Origin of the sequence: Pseudoflavonifractor intestinihominis, assembly GCF_040096055.1 — a bacterium.
In the GTDB taxonomy this organism is placed as follows: domain Bacteria; phylum Bacillota; class Clostridia; order Oscillospirales; family Oscillospiraceae; genus Pseudoflavonifractor; species Pseudoflavonifractor intestinihominis.
On the sequence record NZ_JBBMFK010000002.1, the window covers coordinates 196,119 to 207,689 of the forward strand.

Here is an 11,571-nt window from a genome sequence, read left to right on the forward strand (position 1 = left end):
CTCAGGGCTCCTGGGTGATGCTCTTCAGGTATTCCGTCAGATCTTCAAACGCCATGCCCCGGGAGGCCTTGACCAGAATGGTCGCGTGTGGTTTCACCACCTGCGCCAGGACGGGCAGGGCCTCCTGCTTTGTGGCGCAGTAGTGGACCTCCGGCACCTTGGCCTCAGCCGCGGCGTCGTAGATGTTCCTGGCCAGCTCGCCCACGGCCACCAGGCAGTCGATGCCCGCCTTGCCCAGATAGGTGCCCACGCCGGCGTGGAGGGCGGGGGCCAGGGTGCCCAGCTCGAACATATCCCCCAGCACGGCGATCTTCGGTGACCCGTGGGTCTTGGAGAGCACCTCCACCGCCGCCCGCATGGACTGGGGGTTGGCGTTGTAGGTGTCGTTGAGGATGGTGATATCCTCCCCCCGCTGGATGATGTTCATGCGCATCTTGGTGGGGGCGAAGTGGAGCACGCCCCGGCGGAACTCCTCCGCCGTGACGCCGAAGTGCTCCCCCACCGCCGCCGCCATCAGCGTGGGGTAGATCATGTGGCTGCCAAGGGCGGGAATCTCCACCTGGCAGCTGGTGTGAGGGGTTTTTACTTCACAGCGTACATTGGATGTGCCGTCGCTCACCAGGTTGTCGGCGGTATAGTCCAGCCCGGTCGCGCCGCCGCACCAGAGGATGGGCCCGGGCAGCTTGCCCTCCAGGGTACGCAGCAGCGGGTCGTCTCCGTTGAGCACCGCCAGACAGCCCGGCTTGGCGTGGCTGAAGATCTCACACTTGGCCTTGAGGATGTTCTCCCGGGAACCCAGGTGCTCGATGTGGGAGTCGCCGATGTTGGTGATGAGGCACACGTCGGGCTGGGCAATGGCGGACATGACCTCGATCTCGCCGGGGTGGTTCATGCCCATCTCCAGCACGGCGATCTGGTAGCTCTTGTCCAGCCGGAACAGGGTGCGGCAGGTGCCGATGTCCGTGTTCAGGTTGCCCTCGGTCTTGAGCACCTTGTAGTGCTCCCCCAGGACGGCGGCCACCATGTCCTTTGTGGTGGTCTTGCCCACGCTGCCCGTCACCGCCACCACCGGAATGTCGAACTTCTTCTTGTACCAGACCGCCAGGTCCCGCAGGGCCCGCTGGGTGTGGTCCACCCGGATGTAGCACTTGCCGGGCAGATAGCTCTCCCGGTCCCGCTGGGTGAAGCAGGCCGCCGCGCCCCCCTCCAGAGCGGAGGTGATGTAGGCGTGGCCGTCAAACTGCTCGCCGATGAGGGGGACAAAGAGGGAGCCCGGGTGGATGGTGCGGCTGTCTGTCTCCACCCGGCTGATCTCCAGGTCCAGGTTGTCAAAATCGCCCAGAATCCGGCCCTTTACCGCCGTGAGAATATCCCGTATGGTGATCGGTTCCATATGTTTCTCCTTGTGTCCAGTTGTTTTCCTGTCTTACCGGCCCTGCTTCCGCGCCGCAAGGGACGCGTCCACAATGCGCTGGCACAGCGTGTTGTAGTCGATGCCCACCGCCGCCGCCTCCTGGGGCACCAGGCTGGTGGGGGTCATGCCGGGCAGGGTGTTGATCTCCAGGAACCAGGGCTCCCCGTCGGCGTCCAGGATGAAGTCCGCCCGGGAGTACACCGACAGGCCCAGGGTCTCATAGACCCGCACGGCCGCGTCACGCAGCTTCTGCTCCGCCTCGGGGCTGATGTCCGCCGGGCAGACCTCCTCGGCCGCGCCGGGCTGGTACTTGTTCTCGTAGTCGTAGAACCCCTGCTTGGGGATGATCTCAATGGCGGGCAGGGCCTTACCCTCCAGGATGGCCACCTGGAGCTCCCGGCCCTTTACGTACTGCTCCAGCACGGTCCGCCCCCCCAGGGACAGGCCGTCGGTCAGGGCGGCGCGGAGCCCCTCCGCCGTGTGGGCGATGGACACGCCGATGGAGGAGCCGCTGGCCACCGGCTTCACCACCAGGGGCAGCCGGGCGCTCTCCACCAGCTCGTCGATGTCAGCGGCGGTGTAGGACACGGTCTTCCAGCCGGGGGTGCTGACCACGTCGGCCACCATCCGCTTGGTCAGGTCCTTATCCATGGCGATGGCGCTGCCCAGGTAGCCGGAACCGGTGTAGGGGATGCCCATCAGGTCAAAGGCGGCCTGGACCCGGCCGTCCTCGCCGCAGGAGCCGTGGAGAGCCAGGAACACCAGGTCGGCCATGCCGCACAGCTCCAGCACACCGGGGCCGAACATGCTGTCTCCGCCCTCGGTGCGGCCGGCCTTCACCGCCGCCAGGTCGGGAGCCTGGCGGCTCACCCGCTTGTGCTCCTCGGAGATGGGCGCGCCGAAGAGGCCGGACAGCGCCGCCCCCTTCTCCTTCACGCCGAAAAACATGTCCACCAGGGCCACTTCATGGCCCAGACTGGTGAGCGCCTCGGCCACCATGGTGCCTGTGGACAGGGATACATTCCGCTCCGGCGAGAGCCCGCCGGCCAAAACCACGATTTTCATTATAGGAAACTCCTCTCGGAACAGTCTTTCTTATGTTTACGCACTTGGAAAATATTATAGCACTTCCTCTTTCAATACTCAACCGTTTTCTCCCCGTCAGCGATGAACCGGGAAAATTTTCTGAAAAGACAGCGGCCTTCCGGTTGATCGCCGGAAGGCCGCTGTCTGTATTATGAAGCTGTATGGGTGTCTTACTTGGTGCCGAAGATGCGGTCGCCGGCATCGGCCCCAGCCGGCTGACGCCGGCCGTGGACCCTAAATCTTACATCCTCGGGGCAAATGAATTGCCCCTGCGGCAAGGTTTTGCCTACCGCAAAACGCTTGAACGCGCCAAAAGGCGCGGCGCCGGGCGACGCCGAGGGAAAACTTACTTCGTGCCGAAGATGCGGTCGCCGGCATCGCCCAGGCCGGGCACGATGTAGCCGTGGTCGTTGAGCTTCTCATCCACGGCGGCACAGTAGATATCCACGTCGGGATGGTCCTTATGCACCCGCTCGATGCCCTCGGGGGCGGCGATGATGTTCATCAGCTTGATGTGCTTGACGCCGTAGTTCTTGAGGAACTGGATGGCGGCGGAGGCGGAGCCGCCGGTAGCCAGCATGGGGTCCAGGATGATGACGTCCCGCTCGGAGATGTCGTTGGGCATCTTGCAGTAGTACTCCACAGGCTCCAGGGTCTGGGGGTCACGGTACAGGCCGATGTGGCCCACCTTGGCGGAGGGGATCAGGGTGAGGATGCCGTCCACCATGCCCAGGCCGGCCCGCAGCACGGGCACGATGGCCAGCTTCTTGCCGGACAGGGCCTTGAACTTGCCGGTGGCCACGGGGGTCTTGATCTCCACTTCCTCCAGAGGCAGGTCGCGGGTGGCCTCGTAGCACATCAGCGTGGCGATCTCAGACACCACCTCGCGGAAATCCTTCACGCCGGTGCGCGCGTCCCGCAGAATGCTCAGCTTGTGCTGCAGAAGAGGGTGGTCCAGCACATGTACCTTATCCATCTTTTCCATCGTCAACGTCCCCTTTGTATGTTTATTTCGTGGTCGCGGCGGTCTCCGCCCGCTTTTGCGTGCGTTCCCGTTCCAGCCGCTCCCGCTCCGCCTGGGAGAGGCGGTGATAGTCGGGCGCAAGGTTCTGGGCTGTGGTCAGCGTGCCCGCCCGCGCCTGCTCCAGGGCGGCCCGGGCCACGCCCCACGCCGTCTGAAGGCGCAGATGGGGCGGCGCCATGCGGAACTCCGGCCCACACCCGTTCAAATTATTATAGCATAACCCGGCTCCGTCTCCAACTATTATTTGCGGCTTTCCGCTGTTTTTTAGCTCCTCCCCCAGCTGGGCCAGGCTGATGGCCCGGTCCGGGGTCAGACGCACCGGCGCGCCGTCCACAGCGGCGAAGCGGGCGTTGTACACCTGGTTCCGGCGGGCGTCCATGACGGCGCAGATCTCCGCGCCCTCCATATGGGCCACCGTCCAGGCCATGGCCTCCAGGGTGGACACCCCGGCGCAGGGCTTGTCCCCCGGCCAGGCCAGGCCCTTGGCCGCCGCCACGCCGATGCGCAGGCCGGTGAAGGACCCGGGCCCTGCCGCCACTGCGATCACATCCACGTCCTCCAGCTTCACGCCGCACCCGTCCAGCATGGCCTGGCACATGGGCATCAGGGTGACGCTGTGGGTCAGGCCGTTGTTCTGGAAAAACTGGGCCAGCAGCTTCTCGTCCTCGCACAGGGCCACAGAACAGGCCACCGCCGAGGTCTCCAGCGCCAGGATCTTCATGCCGCGTCCCCTCCTTCTATGGTAATCAGCCTCTGATTGTCGTGGGTGCCCCGGCGGATGTCCACCCGGATGCAGTCCCCCTCCAGGGCGTCGGAGACATTCTCGCTCCACTCCACGGCGCACACGCCGCCCCGGACCAGGTAGTCTTCCCAGCCGATATCGAACAGCTCGTCGGAGCTGCCCAGGCGGTACATGTCAAAGTGGAAGAGGGGCAGACGGCCCCCCTCATATTCATTTACAATGGTAAAGGTAGGGCTGGTCACCCGCTCGGTGATGCCCAGGCCCCGGGCCATGCCCCGGACAAAGGCGGTCTTGCCCGCCCCCAGGTCCCCGCTGAAGGCCACCACTGCCCCCGGCGCCAGCTTGTCCGCCAGAGCCGCCCCCAGCGCCTCGGTCTCCGCCGGAGAGTTTGAAACGTATTCCATATCACACCTCGGATTCCTGCCAAAACGGCCCGCTGGGCCCTCCGGCAGTCTTGCTTCTGTGGGTCATTATAACATATGTGTGAACACTGCGCAAAACTTGTTTACGCTTTTTAAAAAAGATGGTAGAATAATGTGTGCTGAGCAGAACTGTACCCATGGAACGCCCCGGCTTTCCATGCAAAATAGGTCGGCTCTATCCCCATTCCCCCGAAAGGAGGCCCCCTCTTGTCCTGGATTACCGACTCCCTGCGGGAGTTCTTCCGAAAGGGAGATCTTCTGCTGCTCACTTTGTGCATCGCCGCCTCCGCCTACGGCCTGGTGCTGGTCTACAGCGCCACCCGCTACATCGGCGGTTATCGGAATATTATCGTCCAGTCCGTCGCCGTGGCGCTGGGCATCCTGGTCTACATCTTCATCTCCTCCGTGGACGTGGAGCTCATCACAGAGCGGTCATGGAAATTCCTGCTGGCCTTCAACTTTGTGTTCGTGCTCCTCACCCGCACACCCCTGGGCGTGAACGTAAACGGCAACCAGAGCTGGATCCACATCCCCGGCTTTCCGGTGAACCTTCAGCCCGCGGAGATCGTCAAGCTCTCCTTTGTGCTCCTGCTGGCCTGGCAGTGCGTCAAGCTCCGGGAGCGGGGCCTCTCCCGGCCCACGTCCATCCTGCAGATCGCCGGGCACACCCTGGTGATGGCGGGGCTCATCGCCGTCTCCTCCGGCGACTTCGGTATGGTGCTCACCTACCTGTTCATCTTTGTGGTGGTGGCCTGGGCGGGCGGCGTGAAAAAGCGGTGGTTCCTGCTGGCCATCGTGGTGTGCGTGGCGGCGGTGGTGCTCATCTGGCCCCACGTCAGCGACGACTACCGCTTCCAGCGCTTCACCGTGGTCATCGACCACCTGACCGGCAACCAGGAGACCCTCTACGAGCAGACCCAGGACATCGGCTGGCAGCAGACCCGCAGCATTATGGCCATCGGCAGCGGCGGCCTCACCGGCATGGGGTACCTCCAGGGCCCCCAGACCCAGAGCCTATACAAGACCTCCCTTCCCGCCCGGGAGACCGACGAGATCTTCGCCGTGTGCGGCGAGGAGTTCGGCCTGGTGGGCTGCGTCCTGCTGCTGCTGATCCTCTTCCTCATCATCCTGCGGTGCGTCTGGGTGGCCAAGCGGGCCCGCAGCCTCCAGTCCGCCCTCATCGCCATGGGCTTCGCCGGCATGCTGCTGGCCCAGGTGGCGGTCAACGTGGGCATGTGCCTGTATATCTTCCCTGTGGTGGGCCTGACCCTCCCCTTCATCAGCTACGGCGGCTCCTCCGTCGTCACCATGTACGCCGCCATGGGCCTGGTCTCCAGCATCAAAATGCGCTCCCTGCCCAGCTGGCTGTCCGACCGGAGTAATCTGCAATCCTGAATTTCCTTCAACGCCCAAGAACGGGGGTCATCCTTCTTCCGGATGGCCCCCGTTCTCTGTTCTCAGTACCTGTAAAGTTTTATACCTGTTCAGTCTTTTCATGGGCCTTGGCCGCGTCCAGAATCCGGTTGGCCGCCGCCTCCTTGCTCATCAGGGGCAGCTCCTCCGCGCCGCCGGCGGTGATGAGGGTGATCACGTTGGTGTCCACCCCAAAGCCCGCTCCCGCCACCTTCAGGTTGTTGGCGCAGATCATGTCCACGTGCTTCTTCTCCAGCTTTGCCCGGCTGTTTTCCAGCAGGTCCTTTGTCTCCATGGAGAAGCCGCAGATGAACTGGCCCGGCCGCCGGTGGTCCCCCAGGTATTGCAGGATGTCCCTGGTGCGGGTCAGGGGGATGCTCATGTCCCCCTCCTGCTTCTTCACCTTGTCGCCGCTGTACGCCGCCGGGGTGTAGTCCGCCACGGCGGCGGCCTTGAAGATCCAGTCGGCATTTGCGCTGCGCTCTGCCACCGCGTCGAACATGTCGGCCGCCGACACCACCGGCACCACCTCCACAAAGGGCGGCGGGTCAATGGCGGTGGGGCCGGAGATCAGCGTCACCTCCGCGCCCCGCAGCATGGCCATTCTGGCCAGGGCGTAGCCCATCTTGCCAGTGGAATGGTTTGTCAAATAGCGCACCGGGTCCAGGGCCTCCTGAGTGGGACCCGCCGTCACCAGCACCCGCTTGCCCTCCAGGTCGTGGGGCAGGGCCAGGCGGCGCAGGATGTGCTGGAGCAGCTGCTCCGGCTCGGGCAGCTTGCCCGCCCCCACGTCCCCGCAGGCCAGGCGGCCCGAGGCGGGCTGGATCACCTCCCAGCCGTACCGGCGCAGGATGTCCAGATTGTCCTGGGTCACCGGGTTTTCAAACATATTGGTGTTCATGGCAGGGGCAATGAGCTTGGGGCACTTGCAGGCCAGCACTGTGGTGGTCAGCATGTCGTCGGCCAGACCGTGGGCCAGCTTGGCGCACACGTTGGCCGTGGCGGGCGCCACCAGCACCAGGTCGGTGCGGTGGGCCAGGGACACGTGCTCCACCTGGTGGACAAAGTTCCGGTCAAAGGTGTCCACCATGGTCCGGTTCCCCGTCAGCTGCTCAAAGGTCAGGGGGGTGATGAACTCGGTGGCGTGGGCCGTCATGATGACCTCCACGCAGCAGTGCTGCTTCACCAGCGCGGAGGCCAGCGCCGCCGCCTTGTACGCGGCGATGCCGCCCGTTACGCCCAGAAGAACCGTCTTTCCCTGCAGCATGATATAACCCTCATTTTCCGTGAAATGCGGAGGCGTGCACAGCCTCCACCGGCATTATGACATAGAAACCGCCCCTTGTAAAGCGCCCTTTTCTCCCTTTGAGCGGGGCGCGTTTGCCCCTTCCGTCTTGCAAAGCCTCCCCGGCTCCGGTATAATAGTGGGTCGGAATGCGCGGCAAAGCTGCGCTTCGAAATTGCGTTGCATCCTCATGAGAGGAGCGACAGCAGGAGGTAATTGAATATGAAAAACCGCAGGAAAGACGCCAAATGGATGGCCGGCGTGGCCATGATGGCAGCCATTGTCGTGCTGCTGGCCAACACCCCCCTGGGCATGATCCCACTGGTCATCACCAAGGCCACCACCGTCCACATCCCCGTGATCCTGGGCGCCATCCTCTTCGGGCCCCTGGCGGGGGGCATCCTGGGCGGCGTGTTCGGCATCTGCTCCGTCATCATCAACACCTTTACCCCGGCCCTCACCTCCTTCGCCTTCTCCCCCTTCATGAGCACCACCGGCCTGCCCGGCGCGGTGAAGGCCCTGTGGGTGGCGGTGGGCTGCCGGGTCCTCATCGGCGTGGCGTCCGGCTGGCTGTGGAGGGCCCTGTCCCGCACCAACATGAACAGCTGGACCGCCCTGTCCATCGTGGGCTTTGCCGGCTCCATGGTCAACACGGTGACCGTCATGGGCAGCATCTTCCTGCTCTTTACCCAGCAGTACGCCCAGGCCAAGGCGGTGGCCCTGGAGGCCGTCTCCGGCCTGATCCTCACCACCGTGGTGGTCAACGGCATCCCCGAGGCCATTGTGGCCACTGTTCTGGTGGCGGTCATCGGAAAAAATCTGCTCCGGTTCGCCAAGCCCCGGCTCCAGGCGGCCTGAGCGCCACAACTGTTTTTTTGGAGGTGAAGCCCCATGCTCTTGGCCATTGATATCGGAAACAGCAATATCGTCATCGGCGGCATTGAGCACGACCAGATCCGCTTCGAGGCCCGCATCGCCACCGACCACATCAAGACCTCCGACCAGTACGGCGTGGAGATCAAGAACCTGCTGGACTTCTTCAGCGTCCCCCTGTCCCAGGTGGAGGACTGCATCATCTCTTCGGTGGTTCCGCCGGTGTTCAACTCCGTGCGCACAGGGCTTGTCAAGCTGACCGGCCTTACACCTATGGTGGTGGGTCCCGGTATCAAGACCGGGCTGAACATCCGCATGGACGACCCCAGCTCGGTGGGCAGCGACCGCATCGTCATCGCCGTGGCCGCCCTCCAGCAGTACGCCCCGCCCCTCACCCTGGTGGACATGGGCACCGCCACCACCATTGAGGTGGTGGACTGCGGCAACACCTACCTAGGCGGCTGCATCATCCCCGGCGTCCGGGTGTCCGCCGAGGCCCTGTCCAACCACGCCGCCCAGCTGCCCGGCATCCAGCTGGACAAGCCCCGCCGGATCATCGGCAAGAACACGGTGGAGTGCATGCGCAGCGGCATCATGTACGGCGCCGCCGCCATGCTGGACGGCATGCTGGACCGCATCGAGGAGGAGCTGGGCAAGCCCACCACTGTAGTGGCCACCGGCGGCATCGCCCAGTTCATCGTCCCCCTGTGCAGGCGGGACATCAAGCTGGAGAAAAACCTGCTCCTCAAGGGGCTCAACATCCTCTACAAGAAAAACAAGAAGGGCTGAACCACAGCCCTCAGGCCTACACGGGCGGCCTGCCGGGATGTACCGGCAGGCCGCTCATTTTTTCCATTTGTCTTAGCATAATCTCTCTCCATTGGTAAAGAATAAGGCTGAATCCAGTCCCCATCCATTTACCAAGGAGGTCTTTTCCGTGAAGCATCGTGCATTTCTGCGCCGCTCCCTTCCCCTGCTCTCCATGACAGCCCTGCTCCTCACCTTCGCCCTGCCCGCCTCTGCCCTGTTCGGCCTCGGCGAGGAGGCGGAGACCCCGTCGGTGGCCGCCTTCTCCAAGAATGGCCCCGTGGGCAACGCCATCTCCTTCTCCGCCGACGATTTTGTGGTCCAGAGCGGCGGCGCCCTGGACGCCATCGTCATCTCCACCCTGCCCGACCAGGCCGCCGGCGTCCTGACCCTGGGCGGACAGCCCCTGAACGCCGGGGATGTGGTGACCATGAACGCGGTGTCCGGCCTGTCCTTCCAGCCCCTGACCGGCTCCGCCGTCACCTCCGCCGCCTTCTCCTTTACCCCCGTGTTCTCCTCCGGCGTCTCCGGGAGCCCGGTGGAGGTGAACCTCCACCTGCTCAGCGAGGCCAACAGCGCCCCCATTGCGGAGAACCTGGAGCTGTGCACCTATAAGAACGTGGCCATCACCGCCAGCTTTGCCGCCACCGACCCGGAGGGCGACCTGCTCACCTTCCAGCTGGTGGAGAAGCCCGCCCGGGGCGCCGTCACCATGCCGGAGGACGGCTCCAACGAGTTCGTCTACACCCCCTATGAGAACAAGACCGGCAAGGACTCCTTCACCTACGTGGCGGTGGACGCGGTGGGCAACACCTCCGCCCCGGCCACGGTGAAGGTGAAGATTGAGAAGGCCTCCACCAAGGTGACCTACGCGGACATGGACGGCATCCCCGCCTATAAAGCGGCCATCCGCCTGGCCGAGGAGGGCATCTTTGTGGGCGAGTGCATGGGCGGAGAGTACTTCTTCAACCCCGACACCCCCGTGTCCCGCAGCGAGTTCCTCACCATGACCATGAAGGCCGCCGGGCTGGACGCCCTGGAGGACGTGACCACCACCGGCTTTGCCGATGACGCCGCCATCCCCACCTGGGCCAAGGGCTACGCCGCCTCCGCCCTGAAGGCGGGGGTGGTCCAGGGCGCCGCCGATGAGGCGGGCCGCATCGTCTTCAACGCGGAGGACACCATCACCCGGGCAGAGGCCGCCGTCCTGCTGGACCGGGCCCTCCAGGTGTCCGACGTGGCCGAGACCGGGGCGCTGGTGGACGAGCTGGTGCCCGCCTGGGCGGTCCAGTCCGCCGCCAACCTGGAGACCTGCGGCGTGCTCACCGCCGACAGCGCAGGCGCCCTGGGGCTCAGCGAGCAGCTCACCCGGGCCGATGCGGCCGAGATGATCCTGGGTGCCCTGGAGGTGCTGGACGCCAGGGACAGCGGCGGCTGGTTCAACTGGTAAACATCTCTGGAAACAGGACCGCGCCGGGCGTTGTGCCCGGCGCGGTCCTGCTGTGTATGTGGTTTTTACTGTCCGGCGGGACGGATAAAGTTGGTGAATGTCCCCCGCTCCTGCTCCGGCATGGGCGCCTTCTTCAGCTGTTCGATCATCCACACCATGTTCCGGCCGATGTTGCGCATGGTCTGGAGGCCCTCCAGGTCCTGGCGCACCTCCTCCGGCGAGCGGCCGTGGACCATGTTCCAGTAGGTGCCCGACACCACGGGCATGGAGGTAATGCCGAAATATTTGTTCACCACGTCCAGGGAGGCGGTGGTCCCCGCCCGCCGTGCGGACGCCACCGCCGCGCCCGGCTTGCCCGCAAAGGGCGAATTGCCCGAGCTGGCGTAGAACGCCCGGTCCAGGAAGCTGAGCAGGCGGCCGCTGGGGTGGGCGTAGTAGACCGGCGTGCCGAACACAAAGCCGTCCGCCTCCGCCGCCTTCTCCAGGAATTCATTCACCCCGCCGTCGGCAAAGACGCATTTGCCCTTCCCGCTGCACTGGTTGCAGCCGATGCAGTCCCGCATGGGCTGTCCGCCCAGCTGGAAGATCTCCCACTCCGCGCCCAGCTCCTGGGCCGCCGCGCCGATCTCGCTGAGGGCCGTATAGGTGCAGCCGCGCTGGTTGGCGCTTCCGTTTACCATCAGAATCTTCATGTGCTCGTCCTCCTTACAGCATTTCTGCCTCTACTTTATAACATCTCTGTCCCTTATTGCAAGTACGCACCGTTTGGATAGCTACTATCCCGCAGGTAAGTACCCCCTGACAGACAGCAGGACAGGGCCGCATCTGCGGCCCTGTCCCATTTTATGTACAGGCTATGCGCTTTTTCACTTGGACAGGTAGGCGTTGATCTGCTCGGCGCCCTTCTTGCCCGCGCCCATGGCCAGGATGACCGTGGCCGCGCCGGTCACCGCGTCGCCGCCGGCGAACACGCCCTCACGGGTGGTGGTTACGCCGTCGTCGGCCACGATCAGGCAGCCCTTCTTGTTGGTGTCCAGGCCGGGGGTGGTGGACCG

11 protein-coding genes and 1 pseudogene are annotated in these 11,571 nt (G+C 64.5%); 4 read left to right on the forward strand and 8 right to left on the reverse strand.

Annotation, left to right across the window (positions count from 1 at the left end; translation table 11 throughout):
• Position 1: 1 nt before the first annotated feature.
• The 5 genes from WMO64_RS02275 to tsaE all read right to left on the reverse strand — a co-directional run bounded on the left by WMO64_RS02275 (position 2) and on the right by tsaE (position 4,670).
• Positions 2–1,393, reverse strand: a complete 1,392-nt coding sequence (locus WMO64_RS02275) for a UDP-N-acetylmuramoyl-tripeptide--D-alanyl-D-alanine ligase (RefSeq protein ID WP_349230861.1) — start codon at positions 1,391–1,393, stop codon at positions 2–4.
• A gap of 33 nt (positions 1,394–1,426) precedes the next feature.
• Positions 1,427–2,479: a D-alanine--D-alanine ligase family protein gene (locus tag WMO64_RS02280; RefSeq protein ID WP_349230862.1), complete on the reverse strand. Its 1,053-nt coding sequence runs from the start codon at positions 2,477–2,479 to the stop codon at positions 1,427–1,429.
• Between the two features lie 367 nt (positions 2,480–2,846).
• Positions 2,847–3,476 carry a uracil phosphoribosyltransferase gene (gene upp, locus WMO64_RS02285; protein WP_294519718.1) on the reverse strand — a complete coding sequence of 210 codons (630 nt, stop codon included), beginning with the start codon at positions 3,474–3,476 and terminating at the stop codon, positions 2,847–2,849.
• Positions 3,477–3,507: 31 nt separating this feature from the next.
• Complete coding sequence (gene tsaB / locus WMO64_RS02290; RefSeq protein ID WP_349230863.1) at positions 3,508–4,245, reverse strand: tRNA (adenosine(37)-N6)-threonylcarbamoyltransferase complex dimerization subunit type 1 TsaB; 738 nt, start codon at positions 4,243–4,245, stop codon at positions 3,508–3,510.
• Positions 4,242–4,670, reverse strand: coding sequence for a tRNA (adenosine(37)-N6)-threonylcarbamoyltransferase complex ATPase subunit type 1 TsaE (gene tsaE, locus WMO64_RS02295; RefSeq protein WP_294519634.1), 429 nt, complete (start codon positions 4,668–4,670; stop codon positions 4,242–4,244). Before tsaE ends, tsaB begins: the two co-directional genes overlap by 4 nt.
• 225 nt (positions 4,671–4,895) lie before the next feature.
• Here tsaE and WMO64_RS02300 point away from each other — a divergent pair, with 225 nt between their 5' ends.
• Complete coding sequence (locus tag WMO64_RS02300; protein ID WP_349230864.1) at positions 4,896–6,083, forward strand: FtsW/RodA/SpoVE family cell cycle protein; 1,188 nt, start codon at positions 4,896–4,898, stop codon at positions 6,081–6,083.
• A 79-nt stretch (positions 6,084–6,162) separates the two neighbouring features.
• Here the strand turns inward: WMO64_RS02300 and coaBC are convergent, their stop codons facing one another.
• The gene (gene coaBC, locus WMO64_RS02305) at positions 6,163–7,368 is read right to left on the reverse strand and encodes a bifunctional phosphopantothenoylcysteine decarboxylase/phosphopantothenate--cysteine ligase CoaBC (RefSeq protein WP_349230865.1); all 1,206 of its coding nucleotides are present in this window, start codon (positions 7,366–7,368) and stop codon (positions 6,163–6,165) included.
• A gap of 240 nt (positions 7,369–7,608) precedes the next feature.
• Between coaBC and WMO64_RS02310 the strand changes: the two genes are divergently transcribed.
• The 3 genes from WMO64_RS02310 (at position 7,609) to WMO64_RS02320 (ending at position 10,516) form a co-directional block, all read left to right on the forward strand.
• Entirely contained in the window at positions 7,609–8,244 is a 636-nt protein-coding gene (locus tag WMO64_RS02310; protein WP_349230866.1) for an ECF transporter S component, read from the forward strand.
• Between the two features lie 33 nt (positions 8,245–8,277).
• Positions 8,278–9,048, forward strand: a complete 771-nt coding sequence (locus tag WMO64_RS02315; protein ID WP_294519622.1) for a type III pantothenate kinase — start codon at positions 8,278–8,280, stop codon at positions 9,046–9,048.
• Positions 9,049–9,196: 148 nt separating this feature from the next.
• Entirely contained in the window at positions 9,197–10,516 is a 1,320-nt protein-coding gene (locus WMO64_RS02320; protein ID WP_349230867.1) for an Ig-like domain-containing protein, read from the forward strand.
• A 65-nt stretch (positions 10,517–10,581) separates the two neighbouring features.
• Here WMO64_RS02320 and WMO64_RS02325 read toward each other — a convergent pair whose 3' ends face one another.
• Positions 10,582–11,208, reverse strand: coding sequence for a flavodoxin family protein (locus WMO64_RS02325; RefSeq protein ID WP_349230868.1), 627 nt, complete (start codon positions 11,206–11,208; stop codon positions 10,582–10,584).
• A 174-nt stretch (positions 11,209–11,382) separates the two neighbouring features.
• Positions 11,383–11,571: pseudogene (locus WMO64_RS02330) on the reverse strand (dihydropyrimidine dehydrogenase); the annotation flags it as partial.

What these genes read in the sequence shown, in the direction of transcription:
- WMO64_RS02275 (WP_349230861.1), bottom strand. Translation starts at nt 1,393, where the DNA reads ATGGAACCGATCACCATACGGGATATTCTCACGGCGGTAAAGGGCCGG.
- WMO64_RS02280 (WP_349230862.1), bottom strand. Translation starts at nt 2,479, where the DNA reads ATGAAAATCGTGGTTTTGGCCGGCGGGCTCTCGCCGGAGCGGAATGTA.
- upp (WP_294519718.1), bottom strand. Translation starts at nt 3,476, where the DNA reads ATGGATAAGGTACATGTGCTGGACCACCCTCTTCTGCAGCACAAGCTG.
- tsaB (WP_349230863.1), bottom strand. Translation starts at nt 4,245, where the DNA reads ATGAAGATCCTGGCGCTGGAGACCTCGGCGGTGGCCTGTTCTGTGGCC.
- tsaE (WP_294519634.1), bottom strand. Translation starts at nt 4,670, where the DNA reads ATGGAATACGTTTCAAACTCTCCGGCGGAGACCGAGGCGCTGGGGGCG.
- coaBC (WP_349230865.1), bottom strand. Translation starts at nt 7,368, where the DNA reads ATGCTGCAGGGAAAGACGGTTCTTCTGGGCGTAACGGGCGGCATCGCC.
- WMO64_RS02310 (WP_349230866.1), top strand. Translation starts at nt 7,609, where the DNA reads ATGAAAAACCGCAGGAAAGACGCCAAATGGATGGCCGGCGTGGCCATG.
- WMO64_RS02315 (WP_294519622.1), top strand. Translation starts at nt 8,278, where the DNA reads ATGCTCTTGGCCATTGATATCGGAAACAGCAATATCGTCATCGGCGGC.
- WMO64_RS02325 (WP_349230868.1), bottom strand. Translation starts at nt 11,208, where the DNA reads ATGAAGATTCTGATGGTAAACGGAAGCGCCAACCAGCGCGGCTGCACC.